22 protein-coding genes are annotated in these 19,800 nt (G+C 40.7%); 13 read left to right on the plus strand and 9 right to left on the minus strand.

Annotated features, from left to right (window positions below; translation table 11 throughout):
* Nucleotides 1-27: 27 nt before the first annotated feature.
* The 3 genes from QC759_RS03610 to QC759_RS03620 all read left to right on the plus strand — a co-directional run bounded on the left by QC759_RS03610 (nucleotide 28) and on the right by QC759_RS03620 (nucleotide 3,262).
* Nucleotides 28-798 carry a zinc ribbon domain-containing protein gene (locus tag QC759_RS03610; protein ID WP_048073237.1) on the plus strand — a complete coding sequence of 257 codons (771 nt, stop codon included), beginning with the start codon at nucleotides 28-30 and terminating at the stop codon, nucleotides 796-798.
* Between the two features lie 16 nt (nucleotides 799-814).
* Nucleotides 815-1,750, plus strand: a complete 936-nt coding sequence (locus tag QC759_RS03615) for a M48 family metallopeptidase (RefSeq protein ID WP_048073236.1) — start codon at nucleotides 815-817, stop codon at nucleotides 1,748-1,750.
* A 474-nt stretch (nucleotides 1,751-2,224) separates the two neighbouring features.
* Nucleotides 2,225-3,262: a virulence RhuM family protein gene (locus tag QC759_RS03620; protein WP_048073235.1), complete on the plus strand. Its 1,038-nt coding sequence runs from the start codon at nucleotides 2,225-2,227 to the stop codon at nucleotides 3,260-3,262.
* Between the two features lie 123 nt (nucleotides 3,263-3,385).
* Here QC759_RS03620 and QC759_RS03625 read toward each other — a convergent pair whose 3' ends face one another.
* From QC759_RS03625 to QC759_RS03635, 3 genes are all read right to left on the minus strand, one after another.
* Entirely contained in the window at nucleotides 3,386-5,770 is a 2,385-nt protein-coding gene (locus QC759_RS03625; protein ID WP_048073234.1) for a DUF11 domain-containing protein, read from the minus strand.
* Nucleotides 5,771-6,095: 325 nt separating this feature from the next.
* Nucleotides 6,096-6,515, minus strand: a complete 420-nt coding sequence (locus tag QC759_RS03630; RefSeq protein WP_048073233.1) for a HEPN domain-containing protein — start codon at nucleotides 6,513-6,515, stop codon at nucleotides 6,096-6,098.
* Nucleotides 6,505-7,074, minus strand: a complete 570-nt coding sequence (locus tag QC759_RS03635) for a nucleotidyltransferase domain-containing protein (RefSeq protein ID WP_048073232.1) — start codon at nucleotides 7,072-7,074, stop codon at nucleotides 6,505-6,507. Before QC759_RS03635 ends, QC759_RS03630 begins: the two co-directional genes overlap by 11 nt.
* A gap of 190 nt (nucleotides 7,075-7,264) precedes the next feature.
* On the opposite strand from QC759_RS03635, the gene QC759_RS03640 reads away from it, so the two are divergent.
* The 6 genes from QC759_RS03640 to QC759_RS03665 all read left to right on the plus strand — a co-directional run bounded on the left by QC759_RS03640 (nucleotide 7,265) and on the right by QC759_RS03665 (nucleotide 12,320).
* Entirely contained in the window at nucleotides 7,265-9,580 is a 2,316-nt protein-coding gene (locus QC759_RS03640; RefSeq protein ID WP_048073231.1) for an ATP-dependent helicase, read from the plus strand.
* 111 nt (nucleotides 9,581-9,691) lie between these two features.
* Nucleotides 9,692-9,886: a hypothetical protein gene (locus QC759_RS03645; protein ID WP_048073230.1), complete on the plus strand. Its 195-nt coding sequence runs from the start codon at nucleotides 9,692-9,694 to the stop codon at nucleotides 9,884-9,886.
* Nucleotides 9,883-10,299 carry a type II toxin-antitoxin system VapC family toxin gene (locus QC759_RS03650; RefSeq protein ID WP_048073229.1) on the plus strand — a complete coding sequence of 139 codons (417 nt, stop codon included), beginning with the start codon at nucleotides 9,883-9,885 and terminating at the stop codon, nucleotides 10,297-10,299. Before QC759_RS03645 ends, QC759_RS03650 begins: the two co-directional genes overlap by 4 nt.
* Nucleotides 10,300-10,344: 45 nt before the next feature.
* Nucleotides 10,345-11,529, plus strand: coding sequence for a PD-(D/E)XK nuclease family protein (locus QC759_RS03655; RefSeq protein WP_048073228.1), 1,185 nt, complete (start codon nucleotides 10,345-10,347; stop codon nucleotides 11,527-11,529).
* A gap of 13 nt (nucleotides 11,530-11,542) precedes the next feature.
* The gene (locus tag QC759_RS03660) at nucleotides 11,543-11,677 is read left to right on the plus strand and encodes a hypothetical protein (RefSeq protein WP_279383645.1); all 135 of its coding nucleotides are present in this window, start codon (nucleotides 11,543-11,545) and stop codon (nucleotides 11,675-11,677) included.
* A gap of 289 nt (nucleotides 11,678-11,966) precedes the next feature.
* Nucleotides 11,967-12,320, plus strand: coding sequence for a hypothetical protein (locus QC759_RS03665; protein WP_048073227.1), 354 nt, complete (start codon nucleotides 11,967-11,969; stop codon nucleotides 12,318-12,320).
* Between the two features lie 169 nt (nucleotides 12,321-12,489).
* Here the strand turns inward: QC759_RS03665 and QC759_RS03670 are convergent, their stop codons facing one another.
* Together QC759_RS03670 and QC759_RS03675 are read right to left on the minus strand one after the other, a co-directional pair.
* Nucleotides 12,490-13,038, minus strand: coding sequence for a hypothetical protein (locus QC759_RS03670; RefSeq protein ID WP_048073226.1), 549 nt, complete (start codon nucleotides 13,036-13,038; stop codon nucleotides 12,490-12,492).
* Nucleotides 13,039-13,217: 179 nt separating this feature from the next.
* Nucleotides 13,218-13,838 carry a hypothetical protein gene (locus QC759_RS03675; protein WP_144405536.1) on the minus strand — a complete coding sequence of 207 codons (621 nt, stop codon included), beginning with the start codon at nucleotides 13,836-13,838 and terminating at the stop codon, nucleotides 13,218-13,220.
* A 755-nt stretch (nucleotides 13,839-14,593) separates the two neighbouring features.
* Here QC759_RS03675 and QC759_RS03680 point away from each other — a divergent pair.
* From QC759_RS03680 to QC759_RS03690, 3 genes are all read left to right on the plus strand, one after another.
* Nucleotides 14,594-14,803, plus strand: a complete 210-nt coding sequence (locus QC759_RS03680) for a hypothetical protein (RefSeq protein WP_048073224.1) — start codon at nucleotides 14,594-14,596, stop codon at nucleotides 14,801-14,803.
* Nucleotides 14,804-15,003: 200 nt separating this feature from the next.
* Entirely contained in the window at nucleotides 15,004-15,714 is a 711-nt protein-coding gene (locus QC759_RS03685; RefSeq protein WP_048073223.1) for a double zinc ribbon domain-containing protein, read from the plus strand.
* Nucleotides 15,715-16,069: 355 nt separating this feature from the next.
* On the plus strand, nucleotides 16,070-16,579 hold the full coding sequence (locus QC759_RS03690) for a zinc ribbon domain-containing protein (protein ID WP_048073221.1): 510 nt from the start codon (nucleotides 16,070-16,072) through the stop codon (nucleotides 16,577-16,579).
* Between the two features lie 101 nt (nucleotides 16,580-16,680).
* Here QC759_RS03690 and QC759_RS03695 read toward each other — a convergent pair whose 3' ends face one another.
* From QC759_RS03695 to QC759_RS03710, 4 genes are read right to left on the minus strand one after another with little or no spacing between them, the layout of a single operon-like run.
* The gene (locus tag QC759_RS03695) at nucleotides 16,681-17,661 is read right to left on the minus strand and encodes an ARPP-1 family domain-containing protein (RefSeq protein WP_052659990.1); all 981 of its coding nucleotides are present in this window, start codon (nucleotides 17,659-17,661) and stop codon (nucleotides 16,681-16,683) included.
* Complete coding sequence (locus QC759_RS03700; protein WP_052659989.1) at nucleotides 17,654-18,058, minus strand: response regulator; 405 nt, start codon at nucleotides 18,056-18,058, stop codon at nucleotides 17,654-17,656. The genes QC759_RS03695 and QC759_RS03700 overlap by 8 nt, the downstream gene beginning before the upstream one ends.
* Nucleotides 18,059-18,118: 60 nt before the next feature.
* Nucleotides 18,119-18,532, minus strand: a complete 414-nt coding sequence (locus QC759_RS03705; protein ID WP_052659988.1) for a hypothetical protein — start codon at nucleotides 18,530-18,532, stop codon at nucleotides 18,119-18,121.
* A gap of 25 nt (nucleotides 18,533-18,557) precedes the next feature.
* Complete coding sequence (locus tag QC759_RS03710) at nucleotides 18,558-18,893, minus strand: hypothetical protein (RefSeq protein WP_279845101.1); 336 nt, start codon at nucleotides 18,891-18,893, stop codon at nucleotides 18,558-18,560.
* A gap of 258 nt (nucleotides 18,894-19,151) precedes the next feature.
* Here QC759_RS03710 and csa3 point away from each other — a divergent pair, with 258 nt between their 5' ends.
* Complete coding sequence (csa3, locus tag QC759_RS03715) at nucleotides 19,152-19,745, plus strand: CRISPR-associated CARF protein Csa3 (RefSeq protein WP_048073220.1); 594 nt, start codon at nucleotides 19,152-19,154, stop codon at nucleotides 19,743-19,745.
* Nucleotides 19,746-19,800: the final 55 nt, after the last annotated feature.

The following is a 19,800-nucleotide window of genomic DNA, read 5'->3' on the forward strand; positions in this document are numbered from 1 at the left end:
TTGAACCTTAGTTTGGGAAGTATTTGCATGAAAGAAGAAGATCAATCATTAAAACAGATTACATGTCCTAAATGTAATGCTACAGTAGGATCTAAATTAAAATTCTGTACTGAATGTGGTAGTGAAATTAAACAAACTGTCAGTTCCGATCAGACCACTACCTGTCCCAAATGTTACGCAGACATCGCACCCGGATTGAAGTTCTGCACAGAATGTGGTAGTGAAATTAAACAAACTGTTAGTTCTGATCAGGCTACTACTTGTCCGAAGTGTTTCGCAGATGTGGGACCTGGTTTGAAGTTTTGTACAGAATGTGGTGCTGAAATTAAACGATCTGTTAGTTCTGATCAGGCTACTACTTGTCCAAAGTGTTTCGCAGATGTGCAACCTGGATTAAAATTCTGCACAGAATGCGGCACTTCAATAATGATTCAAGATATTTCTAGTTCTAGTATTAGTGAAAAATTAAGGCAGCGTCGTGAAGCAGAAAGTAGAAGTGTTCCACCTCGTGATGAGACATTAGATACTGTTGTGGAATCTGGAAAGGGATTAATGAAAGGTTTGGGAGGATTCCTGAACAAAACTGCAAAAAGCATTGACCAAAGCATTGAAAATAACCGTCAATCCTCAGCCAGCAAAGAAATCCTTCCCCAAAACAGGAAAGAAGATGAAAATTTAGGATATCTTGTCTGTGATGCTTGTGGTGGTTATTACCAACTACAACAAGGTGAATCTGCAAACGATTTTGAAACTGAATGTGATTGTGGTGGTAAATTACAATATAGACTAGAATTATGAGTAGGGGGAAAATTTTATGGAAAGAAAACAACTATTATTACTAAACCCAGTTGAATATGAACACCAATTTGATAAAAAAGCTCTTAAAACTTTAGAAGGAACACCAGGGCTGGAAAAGGCTGTGAAATATATTCACAAACATGGTGTAGAAAGAGTTATGCGGTTAGTTAACACTGGTAGTCATATTCGAGTTACTCCTGACAATTTTCCTGATATTTATAAGTTATTAGAAGAGGCTTGTGCCAATATTTTTCTTAAAGATATTCCAGAATTGTATATTAGATGGAGTTATGATGTAAATGCCTGTGCTATAGGTTCGCAAAACCCGATTATTATTTTAGATTCAGGTGCTATTGATTTATTATCGGATGATGAATTGTTATGGTTAATAGGACACGAAGCAGGACATATAAAAAGTGGCCATATGTTGTATCATGATATGTCTTTGATAATTCCTATTTTAGGAGATATTATAGGTTCTGCAACTTTAGGTATTGGGGGATTAGTTTCATCAGGTTTAGAATTAGCTTTATTGTATTGGTATAGGATGTCTGAACTTACTGCTGATAGGGCTGGTCTTTTAGCATGCCAGGATCAGAAATCTGTTTTCAGTACTTTAATGAAGGCCGGCGGTGTTCCCAAAAGTTTCTATGATAAAATGAAAACAGAAGACTTCATCAAACAGGCGGAAGATTTTAAGAGTTTTGATTTTGATACTTCGGATAAAGTTACCAAAACTGTAATGATAAGCATATCAGATCATCCTTGGACAGTATTAAGAGCCTCTGAAATATTAAAATGGGTTAATTCAGGCAAATATGATGAAATCATTAAAATGCATGGTAAAGGCAGTTTAGAAGATATTGAAATCACTTGTCAAAAGTGTGGGAAAAAATTAAGTGGTAATGAAACATTCTGTGGTGTGTGTGGATCTAAAGTGTGGAAAAGATAATTATGCATTATTTTTAAATCAAGGAGGTGTAAGCTTCTAGAAACTCGCTAAAGGAAATTTAATGATGAAGAAGTTTTCTAAAAAGGAGAATGATGGGTTTATGCTGAATAATATTGATGATTCACTGAATGTAAAAATTAATTTAAGCAGGGTGTGAGTTAAATGGATGGAATGGAACCTTGGGCCTGGGTTGGAATAATAACTGTTTAGATTTTTATCATAAAAATCAACAATAAAGATTATTTATAAAAATCATTACTTAATTTATAAGCCTTTTTTTAAAGTTGAATCTTTTTTACTTCTCAGATACTCTCCAGGACAAACTATCTAACTTTTAATGATCTTAGTAAACTACACACATACCCTAATCATTAGATAAAAACTAAAGACAGGGATAACTAGTAAAAGTTATAAACAATTCATGGGGGTTTGTTTTATGCAAAACTGGAGTAAATATTTTTAGGATTGAGATCTATGGCCGAAGATCAAAAATTTGAAAAAAATAATATAATTCTGTACAAGGACGATGAAGGGGCGGCGACCATTGAAGTTCTTTTAAAAGACGACACCATGTGGTCTACACAAAAAACAATGGCAGAACTCTTTGATGTGACCGCACCAACCATAAATGAACACTTAAAAAATATCTTTCAAACAGGGGAATTAGATGAAATGTCAACTATTAGGAATTTCCTAATAGTTCAAAAAGAGGGTAATAGAGAAGTTACTAGAAAGATAAATTTTTATAATTTAGACGCAATTATTGCAGTAGGTTATCGTGTAAACTCTAAACAAGCTACACAATTCAGAATATGGGCTACTAATGTCCTAAATGAATTGATAACCAAAGGTTTCGTCTTAGATGATGATCTTTTAAAAAACGGTACCCGCTTTGGTAAGGATTACTTCGACGAATTACTGGAAAAGATCCGTGAAATCCGGGCCAGTGAACGTAGATTCTACCAGAAAATAACCGACATCTATGCACAGTGCAGTTTCGATTATAATAAAGACGCGGAGATTACCCGAACCTTCTATGCAACCGTTCAAAATAAGCTTCATTGGGCCATCACCCACCACACCGCAGCTGAAATCATATCAGAACGAGCTGATAGCACCCTAAAGAATATGGGCCTCACCACTTGGAAGAATGCACCAGAAGGTAAAATCCTAAAAACAGACATTGGTGTTGCTAAAGACTATTTATCCGAAAAAGAAATCTTAGAATTAAACCGAATTGTAAATATGTACCTGGACTATGCCGAAAACCAGGCAGAAAGACATAAACTCATGTCCATGGAGGACTGGGCATCCAGATTAGATGCATTCCTTAAATTCAATGAATACGATATTCTCCAGAATCCTGGAAAAGTTTCCCATACCGTGGCCAAGGAAATTGCCAATAAAGAATTTGAAAAGTATCGAAAGATCCAGGATAAAGACTATATCTCTGATTTTGATAAAGAGGTAGCTAAGAAATATTTGGATAAAAAAGGGAATGGAAACACTTAAATTCTTTTAACAAATGAATCTCCAAATAACCTACAGATACAGTGTGGTTATATAGGCTTGAATGACAAAGCCACACCTTATTATTCATTTAATAAAAAAAATAATTAAAAAAGAAATAAAGGTTTATTTTTTAATCTTAGGCGTTATTAATCCACTTACCACCATCAAAACAGCCAGTACCAGGTAATTCACTGGTGTTCCGGTACTCTTCATGGGCACGGTTTTGGTGGTGCTGGCAGCGTTTACAACATTAGAACCATTGCCCTGCACATTAAACGAGAATATTCCAGTAGGGTCCAGGTTAGCGTTGAAAGTACCGGAACTTATCACTGGTCTAATGGTAAAACTTCCCCCTGCCGTTGATATCACGGTTAAGTTCAGGTAGGGATCTCCCATAGGTACTGAGTCCAGTATCCAGGTTAACGTCCGGTTGTTAGCATTGTAACTCACACTTCCAGTATCTACCTGGGCACCCACGTAGTTCAGGCCTTCTGGTAAGGGGATATATATGACCACGTTTTGGGCAGTATTAGGTCCCTTGTTCCCCAGTTTATACTTCAAGGTGAAGGGTTGACCAGCAACAGGATTGACTGGATCAGAAACCCCATCCAGGTAAAGATAACAGGCCGGGTTAACCGACAGGTTAAAGGAAACTGTCTGGTTATCGGTAGTGGCGTTAACTGAAGTAGAACCAGTGGCGGTGGGTGTGAAGGTGGTGTTTACCACGCCGTTAGCCGTGAGTAGATTAGCCGGGTTCAACGTCCCCCGGTCACTCTGGAAGTTAACCGGGGTTCCATCGGGAATATGGCCATTAACCGGGTCTATTGGTGTTAGAATGGTTCCATTGTAGGCATTGTTGAAGCTTACTGTAACGTTACTGGTAGCGCTAGAATATATGGGTGAATCAGCGGTGATGGTCATGTACAACCAGGTACTAACATCCACTATACTGGATTCCGTGCCCACAAGTCGGACAAAATCCGGATTGTTGGTCCCCCACCAGTTCAATGTAGCATTGACAAAACTGGAACCTGATGGTTGAATAAAAGCACTGTAAATAGCAGCACCATTACCAGCGGTGTTGTTAACCAATCGGTTAAAGTTAACTAGTATATCTCCACCGAAGTTACAGATAGCACCTCCATAGTCGGCAGTGTTCAGGGTGAAGGTACAACCCGTCACCTTACTGAGGACACCTTCCTCATCGTTATGGATAGCACCACCATCTCCGGCAGTGTTAGCGGTGAAAATGCAGTCCATTATACCGTCGATAGTGCCACCCATATTGGCAATGGCACCCCCGTAACCAACCAGTTCACCAAGGGCGTTGTTGTTGGTGAAGGTACAGTTGGTGAGATTACCCATGGTTATTCCATTACTGATGGCTCCTCCATTTTCTGCGGTGTTACCGGTGAAAATACAGTGAGTCAAGGTATTCATGGTACCCTTGTTCTGGATGGCACCACCATCACCATTGTAGGCAGTGTTCCCCGTGAAAGTACAACCCTCCACATTATCAATAGTAGCTAATGCGTAATTGTCAATAGCACCGCCAGGACCATCCTGTGCAGTGTTTTCCACGAAAGTACAGTCCATCAAATTTCCAAGGACGGCATCATAGTCATTACTGATGGCTCCCCCACCGTAACCGGCAGTGTTCTGGGTGAAAACACAATCAGTTACATTATTGATAGTGCCCTGGTTGTTGAGTGCACCCCCGTAATAGGCTGAGTTTCCCTGGAAAGTGCAGGTGGATATATCACTGATAGTACCGTCGTTAAAGATTGCACCACCGTAGAACCATACGCAATCACTGTTAAATTCTGCGGTGTTTCCGGTGAAGGTGCAACCAGTTATTTTACCAATAGTATCGGTGTTATAGATAGCACCGCCCTGGTAAGTTTCTTGAACTTCAGGATCATCGCTTTTAACGGTGTTGTTGGCGAAAATACAGCTGGTTATATTGCTGATAGTACCGTGGTTATCAATGGCACCACCGTCACCATTATTGGCTGTGTTTTCCCGGAAGGTGCAACGAAGGAGATTATCAATGGTACCACCATTGTAAATGGCTCCACCACCACTAATCACCGTAGAAGTCGCATTATTTCCAGTGAAGGTACAATCAGTTATACTAAGGGTACCGGTACTGTAGATAGCACCACCAATATCTGCAGTTGCGTTGGCAAAAGTCAGGTTAAAAAAAGCCACGGTAGCCTCTGGCCGGATTTTGAATATCCAGCTGGTTCCTTCACCATTGATTATGGTGTTGTGTTGACTTTCACCGGTAATGGTCATACTTCTGGTGACTGTGAGGTTGGTGTTTCCGGTTCCGGTGTATATTCCTTGGGCAATGTTCACTGTTCCGTTTTCATCAACACTGCTAATTCCTTTATCTATAGTCAGGAAAGGACTATCTGCAGTTCCCAAATTTGTGTCGCTTCCACCAGTGGAATTAACATATACGGTTGATGCGGCACTAACACAGGAAACTGTAGCTAAAGTCATTATCATTCCCAACAAACATAAAATAAATATTGTTCTTTGTTTTTTCGTAGTTTCTCACCCCTCTTTATAGTAATTAACCACAATATTTCACCTTTTTAGTGGTTATGTGGATAAATAAAGAATCTTAATACATAATAAATTTATTGATTTGTTTCTTAAAATAAAACCAGAAAAATATAGTTCATCCTTCCTGAGAGAAATAACAAGAACTACAACCACGTCCAGGTTAAACAACAGTTATAGGAGAATATGGAGATCATTGGTGACCAGAATGTTACAATTCTTAAAGGGGGCAAATTTTATTTAAATAGGTAATGATATAACTTTAATTACTTTCTAATTCATTTTCTACTTTATTTAATAATTTTACGGCCATTTTAACCACATGATGGGCTTCGGATTTAGATATAGTTCCAGTCAAGTCATAAACAGCACGATGTCTTTTTCGACGTATTCTATCCAGACAAATAGAATAATCTTTTCCCAGCACTATTTCTGTGAATTTTACCACGGCAATATGTGAGTTTTTACTGGATGGCCGATAACCTCTGTTAAACATGAGAGCTCTAATGGATTGTAGCATGGAGTTATAGGATATGTTAAAGGCCCAATCATAATCGCTTTCATCTAAGATTCTCATAGCTGTATCAACATCTCTCCTAGCTAAACTCAAAGAGTTTTGTACTCTACGAAAGTCAGGTGATAATTTCTTAATGTAACCCTCTTTTTCCAGGTTATCCAGCATTTATTTCACCTAAAATTATGATTTTGGGTTCATGGAGTATTTCTTTAATGAAAGGATCGTTATTATCGATTTTTTCATTATATTCTTCATTGGATAGTATGATGTAATTTATTTCACGGGATAACTTTATTTCCAGTGTATTAAATTCAGTTATTAGGGTATCCTCATCTATATCACCCACCATGAAAACGTCAATATCACTGCCGGGGCCGGCATTTTTAGTAGCGTAGGATCCGTAAATGAAAGCTAGTTTAATCTGACCCCATTTTTTCACATTTTCCTTTAACAATTGGGCCACACCTTCAGTTTTCATCACCATATTGTAAAGTTCATTGTAAAGATAAAACTCATTATCTACCCTAAAATATTTTAGATTTCCTGCTTTTCTACTAGTTAAAAGACCAATATCCTCTAGATTGGAGAGTTCCCTCCTAACGGAGTTTATGTTTTCATTTATTTTCTTGGTGATTTCCCGGACATACAACTCTTCACCGGGATTTAGCATGAAAAGGGTGATAATTTTACTCCGGGTTTTGGATGTGAAGAGTTTACTTAACATGAATAAAAAATGTATTCGATTGTATAAATAATTTATTCATTATATATTAAGTTTAGTAATATTTTTATTATGAAGATGTAAGTGATATAAGCAATTTTCTATCCCCAAATTAACTCCCTGCAAATAATTTTATTATTAACATTATACCAACATAGATTATCATTTTATCTTGTAAATGGGGAGTTATCACTTGATATCATGGGAAACATATCAGAATATAGTAATTGAGCATTTAAACCGGAAGATAAGCTCTGCTGACAATCCGGATCAACACCAGGCCATCAGTGCTTCCACTGGTGAGTCCCAGTTCCTGGTGGCCGGGCCGGGTAGTGGGAAAACCACGGTCATGGTGTTGAAGATACTGAAGTTCATCTACGTGGATGATGTGCACCCTTCTTCTATATTGGCCACAACCTTCACCAGAAAGGCGGCTACCGAGTTACGCTCCAGGATCCTTTCATGGGGAGATGAAATACGCCAGGTCCTCCTGGAACTCCCTGAATTTAAAGACATACATCCATCTCTAAGGCACCTGGACTTCAACCAGATTACCACTGGCACCCTGGACAGTATATCCCAGGACATACTGAAGATACACCGTGCCCCGGGTTCAGCCCCACCAGTGGTTATCCAGGACTTTGTAACCAACGCCCTCATGCTCAAGGTGGGCCTCTTCCAGGAGGAAAAACACCATAACCAGGAACTCAGGGAATACCTCGTCCAGCTCCGGGGAGGTAAATTCGGGTTCAACACCAATGAAATGGCAAGACAGTTACTGGAGATAAAGGACCGGGTTTACTACGACCAGGTGGACTGGGAAAAACTCCACCAGGAAAAGATAAACCAGCATCCCGGCTTTGATGTGGCCCATCAAGCCATAAACGATTATCTCCAGGAACTTAAAAAACGGAGCCTCTATGATTTTGCCATGCTGGAAGCAGAATTCCTGGACCAGTTAAAGGAGGGGAAACTGGACGACTTCCTGGAAGGTTTGAAACTTGTCCTGGTGGATGAGTACCAAGATTCCAACCTCCTCCAGGAGCAGATCTATTTCCAGCTGGCACGAGCAGCAATAAATAACGGGGGTAGTATGACTGTGGTGGGGGATGATGACCAGTCCCTCTACCGCTTCCGTGGTGCCACTGTGGACCTTTTCACCAGTTTCCAGGAACGATTCCAACAGGAAATGCCCCAGGCACCCCAACCAAGGGTTATCTACTTATCCCAGAACTACCGTTCCACCGGTAACATTGTCCAGTTCTGTAACCAGTTCGCCCAGCTGGACCAGGAATTCCAGGAAGCCCGGGTGAGGGATAAACCAGCCATTAAACCAGAAAGAACACCACCACTCACTGAGTTTCCCATACTGGGAATGTTCCGGGAGGACGTGGAAACACTGGCCACCGACCTATCCAGTTTCATCTGGCAGGTAGTGTGTGGAGAGGGATACCGAGTACAGGACTACGTGATCAAGGTGAACCCGGATGAAGGTTCACCCACGGATCTATCCATTCTTTTAAGTTCGCCCCAGGAGCAGGCCTACACGAACAAGAAATTACCATATTATCTCCGGGAGAAACTGAAAATACCCATTTTCAATCCTCGAGGTCAGAGTTTAGAGAAGACCTGGGAGGCCAGCGTACTGTGTGGACTCATGTTAGACTGTATTGACCCGGAGTGTGAGATACAGAACTCCATTGAAAAACTGCCCTACACTGCCACTAAAAACTTCAAGTCCTGGCGGAAAACTGCCCGGGAATTTGTGGAAACCAATCCCGAACCAGAAACCCCTATATCACTAAAACAATTCGTTGATGCCTGGCAGGGGCGACAACCGCTGGGGCGTAACACCTGGAAGAGAGATGTTCCCCTACTGGATCTAGCCTATAAACTGGTGACTTGGATACCCACCCTGCAGGATGATGTGGAGGGACTGGTTTACCTGGAGGCCATCACCCGGACCATTGCCGAAACTGCCCTCTTCAGTAACTACGGTGGGGAACTGGTTTTTGATAAAAAATTCCCGGAACTGGAATGTTACTCCATAAAGGAAGCCTTCTGGAATATATTCGTACCCCTGGCCAACGGAGCTATAAAGGTGGATGAGGGATTACTGGACACCTTGCCTGATAACCGGATCAATGTCATGTCCATCCACCAGTCCAAGGGACTGGAATTCCCCCTAGTGGTGGTGGATATATGCTCTGATTTTAGAACTAACCATCCAAAAAATGCCTTTAAACGATTCCCAGATGATGGTGGTAAATCCTGTACCATGGAAGATGAGATACGTTCCTGTTCCCCTCTGGGACTACCCCCAAGAACTGGAAGGGACCGGGCCTTCGATGATCTAATCCGGCACTATTTCGTGGCTTACAGCCGGGCACAGGATGTATTACTATTAATAGGGTTAACCACCTATCCTGACATTCCCAACGTGGCCACGGGATGGACCAGGAATGAGGCCTGGCCCTGGGATGGTCTGGATAACTTGTTCCTGATCTAATAATAATATTTATATTTAAATAAGTATTATATTAAAGGTATGAAAACCTCCCGTACAAAAAGTGAAATTTTATCATCTAAAAAATCCAGATATATAAAACGAGGTGGGCTAATGGATATTTCTGACCTGGAATACCGGCTGTTAAATTTAGATAAAGAGTTACATCTTATACTAAAAGAAATCCGCAAAGCAAAATCTACCCCTAAAAATATAGTAGAAAATGCTACTGGCTCATGGGGATATGATGTGGATAGTAAAGATTTTGTTAGTAAATTACGGCGTTCTGAAAGGTTAGATCAGCTATGAAATTTTTCATTGACACCTCAATTTTTGTAGATGTACTCCGCACTGAATTTAAACCCTCATCTAAAAGATTTCTAGAAAGTATTGAAAAAGAGAATAAAGGTTTTTCTTCAGTTATTACCACAGCAGAACTTAGTGTAGGAGCTTACCGATCTAATCGTGAGGATTCTATTCGTAGAACTCTTGATCTTTTATCCATCGTTGACCTGGTTGATGTTAACGAAGTTATTGCATTAGAAATTGGGAAAATTTTCGCTGATTTAATGGATAAAGGGAAAATAATTGAACTCAATGATTGTATTATTGCAGCTAGCTCCTTATCACTGGGAATAAAAAGAATTATAACCAGGAACATAGAACATTTCCATCGCATTAAGGGTGTTGAAGCTATCGAACCCGAAGAATTGGGGTTTTAATATGTTATTTCTAATTATCAAAGAATCTAAAATAGGAAGGTAAATATGTGTCTTTCTGTCCGTTCCAAACCATACATAATCCCCGAGTACAGTCTAACTGGTGATCTACTGGCCTACCTTACCTGTGGTTTACAGTACCGCTACCAGAACAAGGGAACCCTACCCCCTTCCATGCCTATCCAGTTATGGTTTGGGGACTTTATCCACGGGGTTATGGAGGAATCCTACCTTAAGTGGAGGGATGATGACTGGAAGGATTTCCCCTGGGACTGGGAAACACAAATCCGAAGGGTGGAACTGGATATACACAACCGCATGCAGTCCCGTGGACTGCAACCTCCTGCCAACCTGTTCTGTCCCTTCCAGGGGGAAAGTGAACACCAGGGACTGTGCCCGGATTCCCATCACCCCCACAAGCTGGTGGCCAGTATCCGGGCCGAAGCCGCCATTAACACCTGGGGACCACACTTGTTTCCCCTGGTAGATGACAACGAAGTACGGTTAAAGGGTATACGGGACATGCCCCACTACCAGAAGGGGGTCAGCCGCTCCAACTACTACGGTGTAACCGGGATCATCGATGTCTTAAGCTCGGTTAAGCTGGAAGAGGCCAGTAATAAAAATCTGATTATAAAATACCTCCATCAGGATCCATCATTCCGGGAAAAACTGGAAAAGTTGGAATCTGACAAGTATGAGGTTATAGTGGATTATAAAGGTATGAAGCGACCCGCTATTGGTTCACCCTCATGGAAACACCACTACTGGCAGGTACAAACCTACTCCTGGCTACGATCACTGCAACCTGACTCCAGCCCGGTGCTCATTGGTATACTATTCTATCTTAACGAGTTATCCCTGTTTAAAGAAGACCTGTTAGAGCTTCAAAGGGAAGTTAAGGAAAACAGTACCGATGTCATGCCCACTGAAGGTGACCGGGAACTGATTTTACGGTGGAATCCTAAAAATAAAACACCTAAACTCTCGGAACCTTTCCGGAACCTGAGATCTATACGTATGATACCCATGGATGATGAATTACTGGCCCAGTCCCTGAAGGAATTTGATAACGTAGTGGAAGAAATTGAGGGGAGCATCATCCAGGAGGTGGATGGGCAGGTGATCCAGGATTCCTGGAGGACCAATCCAGACAAGCGAACCTGTGATGCCTGTGACTACAAAACCTTCTGCAAAACCTCGGCCAGCACTAAAAAACTAACTGTGCCCTAACGGTGAAAAATGTGTGAAGAATGCGATTTCTGTGGTAAATCCAGGACTGGATAGATGTATAGTATGCCATAGATGTTACTGTATTGACCATATGGGTGGTGATGGTTACTGCCTGGACTGTTACTTTGGTACAGGATTGTTCGAGTAACCATTTTATTAAGTAACCATCCTTGTTATATCAATATGCCAGAAATTTTATAGAAATCTTATTTTATTTATTCACCGGTTATACTTCTGATATTCTTTAAAAATCGCCGTGGACTACACCGGGGACTAAAGAAATATTTATTTACTTATTGATCACATAAACAACATCAATGATATAAATTAGTGATTTATTATAGATAATAACCAAATGGAGAACAAAAAAACAGAATATATCTTTTTTTCAGTGAAAGTTGTGGTAAAACAGTGATTAGTAAGGGAGGAACCTTAACATGTGGAAAAAACTGGAACTGGGTTTATTAGTTGTATTTGTATGCATGGTTGTGGCAGTATCAGGATGTATGTCCTCTTCAGTGAAGGTGGTTATTGATTACCCTGGCAGCTGGAATGGTACACTGAAAACTGATGCCGGAACACGTAGTATTGAAGGTACAGGAAATCAAACCATCGATTTAGGCACCATGACCGGTAGTTTATACGTTAAGGTGGAAAAGAAAGATAAAGGATCCAACAACACCATAAGAGTTTCAGCCATAAGAGGGGATGAAACCGTGAACACCATGAATTCCTCCACCCAGTACGGAGAATTGGACGATGCAATACTGAGCATTTACCTGACTCCATAGATCCAAGGATACATTAACTCTCATGGTATGGTTAAGTATCCATAAAGGGTTAATTATCCATAGTCTATTGAAAAAATTAAAATTGAGAAGTTATCTACAGGGAAAGATAATTTCTCCCCCTATTTTTTTTTTATTTGGAAAAGGTTTAAACGATTTTGTTGTATTCATATTACAGAATAGGTGTAATCACATTATTTTTAAGATCGTACCATTTTCCATTCTGCCAGTATTCTTTACTTAAACTTCCGCACTTGGTGCAGTAGTTTTCACCGATCATTATCCTTTCTCCGGCCGAGTTTTTATATTCAGTTACCTTCCGGGTAACTGTCCACTGGTCGCAAACCCGGCAGCGGATATTACCGGTGGCAGTGTCTTCTCTCACATCCACCGCCTGATAATCAGTTAAATCCACACTTTTACCATTGGAAGTTACTATGGATGTGGGGAGACTGTTATTGGTTGATTTGGCTTGATTCCCTGTCATGGTGGTGTTCTGTGGCATGGCCGTGGTGTTGTTGGCGGTGGTGTTAACTGCCGGTGATTGGTAAGTTAAGAGCATTGCTGCACCAATTCCTAACACTGCCACCATGATGATCACCACTGTTATGAGTATCTTGGTGGTTTTACTCCCACTTGATGCCAGTTCTGGAGTGGTGGAGCGTGAATCAGCAACACCTTCCTCCCAGATGGATGGTTCCTTATTTTTGTGTGCGCACATCTTACAATACATCTCCTTTTCCCTGTATACCCCTTGAATAAAAAAAGATTCGTTTTAAATAAAAGATAAATGATTTTAGGTTCCCGGGTTAAGCTCTTAATTAAAAATCTTCATTAATATATGGCTTTTGAGGATTATAAAAATTTGTATTAATGATGCTGGAACCGGCATATCAGTAGTCAATTGAAGTTGGACAATCCATACCTGAACAGGATCACTCCCCTGGTACTGGGCTGCACTGCCTTTATTTCAGATAATACTGTACTTTCCATCACTGGGGTTGTATTCTGGTAGGACTGGTAGGTTTGCAGTCCAGCCACGATTTTTCGGGGATAGATAATACTGTATGTTCTGGCCCAGTTTCTTAAACCGGTTATTCCATGGTCATAGTCACCTATATAGAGCATGGGAACTATGTAATCACAGTAGGGGGCTATCATGTAATAATACTGGTCTCCATCCCATCCTTCAGGTTTCACACAGAGGGAGAAGGTTACTCCCTTGGTTTCCTCTCTCATGGCCTTTATCTGGGATAGATAAGAGGGCATGTCGTAGGTTTCCACATCAAGATGAACCCCTATTTTCATCTGGGCTACCTGGGATGCATGGTTGAACCCGGGAAATACCCAGGCATGGGTCCGGATCCCCACTTCATCTGCCTTGGTCTGGGCTTCAGTGAGTACTGGTAAGTAATTATCATTGCTCACCCGGATGTAGACATCGGTGATACCCGCAGCCTTTAAGGAGGTGAAATTGATCCCAGATAGGGGTGTTACACCGGGGTTTATGTAGTAGCCCATGATGAAACCCGCCCCTAAATACTGGATGGGGTTCCAGGGAGTAACTGTACTGGTGTAAGGCACCGGTACAGGTTCCGTGGTACTGATGTTCCGTGTATTATTGTCCGCTGCGGTTACACAGCACAGTGTTAGGGAAATTAGTACTAAAAGTGTTAATATCCATTGGTACTTAATTTTAACGCCCTCAATCAGTTTTTAGTTCAGAATTTTAATATTTCCATAAGACTATTGTAAGTATACTAATAGTTTAGTCCATTAAGATTGTAAGTATACTAATATTTTAGATGAATGTACTGTAATTTTTTTTCATTCACCCTTTCTCGGGATAATTATGGTTGATTTATAACACTTATTTCAAAAACTAGTATTATCCTATAATACTATTCCTACAAAATGGAAATAAATTGACTTTTTAGAGCTGATCAAACCCTTGATAAGAGCCCCGATTATCCCCAGTTCCTGTGCTACCTTACTCTGGTCATTCCCTTCTTCATAGGAGCGAATGATCTCTCTTTTAGCCCGGGGATATTCTGCTATATAAATACAAGGATATTTTTGGTTAAAAATAATACAAAATTAAATTCTGTAAAATTCACACTGGATTATTTTAAGTAAATGAATAGCAAGGGGGGAGTTCCAGTAAATCATTCCCTGAAAATTATTCCCTGAAAATTTTATGTCTAAAAATACATATTATAAATTACAAAAAAATGGGTATAAAACTCAAGGATAACTGTGCAGGGGGAAATAGAACAGTGAATAAAGATCTATCCATCTTAGTGGTGGCTCTTCTATTGGTTACCGGAAGTCTACTCATCAGTGGATGCACGTCACCAGTATCCTGCCCTCAGTGTGGTTCTTCCAGTCTGGAAATAGTTGGAAATTACACCAACCAGACAACTGGACAGGACATGCTACTCTGTAACTGCAACAACTGTGGATATGTCTTTGAAGTTGAAAAATGAACATAAATCATAAGCTTAGGAGTTTGGAGTTTATACTAGATAGGCATATGAGTGTATAGTAGATGCATATTTTAACTGAGTGTACATATCCATGATTTAGTTATATTAATACAACAGTTTCACCTTAAACGATATTTTATATCCTTAAGAATAGACATACACTTGAATCCAAGTATTGAAGAAGATGGGGTTTAGTTTTTATGGAAAGGGAAGAAAAAAAATTGAGGATCCTTAAATGCAGTACTTGTAATACTCAGGTTCCAGAAGGTGCCCGGATCTGCACGGTGTGTGGTGAACCACTGCTTGCCAGTACGTCTCCTAAAAAGAGTATGTGCCCTCACTGTTACGCTGAATTTCCACTGGAAGTTGAATTCTGCCCATCATGCGGAACCAAAACCAAACAAATTACCGACAAAAGCAAGGAAACAACCTGCCCCCGGTGTTATTCTGAAATAGAAACTGATTTAAGTTACTGCCCCCAGTGTGGTAGTGATCTTAGTCCATCCCTCACCTGCCCCAAATGTAAGGGCAAAATACCCCCGGGAAGGAATCGCTGCCCACTATGTGGAACTTCCCGAAAAGAGAAGGGCGTATCCAGCTATGTAATCCACCAGAAACTGCAAAAACAGCGAGAAATAAACAGAATAGATACCACCTCCAAAAATATGACTCCCACTCCCGATAATAAAACTTCACTAAGTCAAAAAGTGCACAGTACCCCTACCTTCCCGGACCATGAATTGGAAAAAAGTAACCCTGAAGAGACAAAGGAGGAAAAAATAAACCACCAGGGGTACCTGGTTTGCAACCGTTGCGGTGGTTACTACAAATTGCAACCATATGAGTGTCCCGCTGACTTTAAAGAGAAGTGCCCCTGCGGGGGAAAACTACAACACCAATTAAAATTATGAAAACATCTATTCTAAATGAAGAAAAACCTTAACCATAAATGAATAAACCATTTTTTACATATTAATTGTAAATAATAAATCTAATCGGGGTGCCTTTAGTGTATTTCACAGCAGGACTAATATTGGTGATAATTGCCTGGATAATTCAGTTCTATAAAACCGTTATCCAAAAGGATAAAAATATCAATCCCTATTTCCTCATTTTATACGTAATAGGGGTTATTTTTCTGGTAATTGGAAATTTTTTAGCTAACGATACCTTTACTGGACTTTTGAATCTGATAAGTGCCATATTGCCCTTATTGATATTCATAGCCGTACTTCGAAACTGAATAAATCCAATTGGAGGAATGAAATGGTATACTGCACCAAATGTGGCATGGAAAATGAGGACCAGTCAGTTTATTGTGCTGAATGTGGTCAAAAGTTACAAGATGATAGTGAAACTCTCCAGGAAATGATTCATGTGGCCTGGAATAAAGGCACGGTTCCACCCCGGAAGATCCTCTGCTTCACCGACAAAAATGCTTACATTATGGAAGGAAACTTTCTAATTGGGCTGGGATGGGGAATTGGAGGAATTGTAGGTAATTACATTGAAAAGAAGGATACCTCCCAAAAGGAAGAAAATGCTCGAAATGCCAACTTTCAGGAAGTAGTGGCCCAGGACCCCGAGGTAGTGGTCATTCCCTACAATGAAATCATGAAGGTAACCATGGGAAAGAAGAGAATGCTGCTTAACCCTTCCATAACCATTGAAACCACCACCGATGATTACAAGTTCACAGTTATGGATGGTAAAAAGTACAAACAGTACCAGAAATCCATACCTTCAATTTTAGGCGATAGAGTGCAGGTTGAATGAACAAAAAAATGGGAATTTAAAATAAAGGAATAAAAAATAAGGAATTTAAAAAGGGGAGGATTATTTAATTTTCTTCCTCCCCGAAAAACTAGTTTTTATGGTTAGCTCCGGAAATCCCGCCGTTTTCTGTAACTGGACATGGCTCCTATTTTTTCATTTTCTTCCATCTGGAAGAAGGCAGTGTGTATCACCTGGTCCTGGTAGGTGAGGGCTGAACCCACTATCTGTGGCCCTTCCAGACGGTGGTCCCAACCATAACCCACTGATTTGTGTTTTTCATCCACGGATAAGCGGGCATCATCCAGGAATGAACGAGCACACTCCGGTCCGTTGAATGTCCCTTCACCCTCCCCTTCACTGAGCATAGCCTCCAGGGCGTAACTTTTCAAGATTTTCTGGTGGAGTAACTGGTAAGCACTGGCACTGGATAGAATATCCAGACCCATAACTTCCCCATTAACCATCACCAGCAAACCCTTCTGCCCCTCCTCCAGAGGGAATGATTCCAGGTATTCATCCAGATCCCTCCGACGGGAATGGTATACATCCTGCAGGGCCCGAGTATTGGATTTTGTCCGGGCTTTTTCACTCACCTCATCGATTTCATCCCAGACCAGTCTCTGGTTAGAGTAAAACTCACCCTTCTGTCGCAGGGAAGTATTCACCGAGGCAGATTTTGTTCGACGCATCCGGTAGGAAGCCACGTTACCAGATTCAGCAAATTCCAGGGAATTGTAACTCCACCTCCCCTGTTCGGTGCAGCTTACCGGTATCACAGTTACTGACTGTGGTTTTAATAATATAGTAGTGTTTAAAACACGGTTCTGTTTGGCCCCAACCAGTTCCTCCCCGTCAAGTAATAGTACCGGCATATCGGCATGGTTTTGAACCTTCAACTCCGGGACAGAAGCCACATCATCTATTTCAGTGACAGTCAGTACTTCCCCCTGCAAAGCTTCGGTCAGGGTTAGATAAGTACACTCCCCTCCCTTTTGGTAAAGGGGGAACACACCCATGCCCTGGTGTTCCTGTAGCTGGCCCAGTTCCATCTGGTATATGTAGTCGGCAATCAGTTCATCCAATTAAATCACCTTCATCCTGTTCTTTTCTTATTTTTAATTCCAGGGCGGATCTTATCTTGTGCTGTAACACTTCATAATCCACTGGTTTCTTCAAAATGGCATAGGGTACAGTTTTTGCTGCTTCGGTTATTACGGCCTCATCACCCTGGCCAGTTACATAGATGAGGGGAATGTGCAGTTTCATAATTTTTCGGGCAGCCTCCACTCCATTGAGTTCTCCTTTAATCCCAATATCCATTATTATCAGATCTGGTTTTTCCTGGAATGATTCTGCTATTGCATCTTCTCCCGAAGAGATCACTGGCCCTACAGTGTATCCCCATGACTCCATTTTACTCTGGAGGTCCAGGGCAAAGATAAAATTATCTTCCACCACCATTATCTTAAAATCAACCACTTTCTGGCCTCCCCTTAAGTTTTAACTACAAAAAAAAGAAAAAAAATATGTTAGGTATTCCTACAAAGTCACAGTTTGATTGTAAATGTTTCCGTCTTCACTTCCACCGGAAAATGCAGAATCAAATATCAACACTTTGACCTTGGCCGGAGTTCCTTTTTGATACAATGATGCAGTACCTCGGGCCTTTATGGTCTGACCAGCCTTGGCATCGTTGATATTCCAGGCCAGGGGGGTACGATCTATGACGGCATTACTTGAATCGTACCAGACCAGGACCATTTCCAGGTAGCGGGTGTCCTGTTTAGGTACGATGTCACAGGTAACATAGTACATGCCGTACCCTTCACTGGATACTTTTAAATTGGTCACATTCAAGGAATTTTTATCTCCAGAACTGGTACAACCGCTCACAAACACAACCGCCAGAACAGCAAGCACCACTAATATTAAGGCCATTTTTTCTATTTTCATTTAATTCCTCCTATTTTGATGAAAATTACTTCCTGAATATAGCTATCAAACCTGCCAGTAGGAACAGTATGAATCCCAGAACTCCAAAGAAGGATATACTTATCAGTAGCCAGATGGAGCTTAACACCAGGATTATGCCACCCCATGTGTGATTTCGGGTAACGAATACTGCTCCAACAATACCCACCACTGAGGCTAAGATGGCACTGACTCCTAATTCTGGAAGGAAGAGTAAAGCGAATACACCTCCTATTAATCCAAATATTCCTCCAGCAAATCCTAAAGCTAATTCAATCGTTCTTGTTCGTTTATTTTCAGGTAAGGTGTTTTCCTGACCTTCATTTGCCATTTTTTCTCCCATAAAATTACTCTCCAATATAATTAACATTACCATAGTGGTACATAATACTCATATTGTGATTATGTTATATAAATGTTAATGTTTACCATTAACAAATTAGTTATAATACATACAACCCCATATTTAACCAAACATGTTCAATATGAAAAAGGGTAGTTTATCACTAAAATAGGCTACTTAAGCATCAAAACACTAATATACAGGTTAAAGGAGAATAGATAACAATGAATATGATACATAACACCTTAACGTGGTAAAATGGAAAACACCTTAATCTCTACCATATATTCACTGGAGCCGGTAATGGCTTGCATTACTCAGTTTTCTCCAGATAAAATAGTCCTTATTCGGGAAGAGGATGCTCCAGCTAAGATGAAAGAAACTGAACGCATGCTGCAGGAAACTGTGGGGCGGGTTCTGGAAATTGAAGTCAAACCTACCAGTATATACAACGTGGTTATGGTGGCCCGGGACACTGCGGAAATAATAGAAGAAGAACACGCCCACGGAAGAAACATCGTGGTGAATATCAGTGGTGGTAGGAAACCACAGGCACTGGGAGCTCTTTTTGGTAGTTACGCGCGCCACGATATGGTGGAGAAGATCGTTTACATTACTGAGGAAGATAAGAACATTATCGACCTGCCCATTCTCAATTTTGGGATTTCCAAAACCAAAAGGATCATCCTCGAAGAGTTAAATGATGGTGAAAACAACGTTAAAAACCTGTCCACCAAGATCGGTATCAGCCGGGGAATGACCTATAACCACATCCGGGAACTCCGGGAAATGGGTTTAATAGATCAAAAAAGCCTGCAAATAACCAGTGCCGGGGAACTGGCCATTATATAAACAGAATTTCTCCGGATATTAATTCAGAGTAAAGTCTGTAATTCACCATGTTGAT

Origin of the sequence: Methanobacterium formicicum (assembly GCF_029848115.1) — an archaeon.
Classification (GTDB): Archaea; Methanobacteriota; Methanobacteria; order Methanobacteriales; family Methanobacteriaceae; genus Methanobacterium; species Methanobacterium formicicum.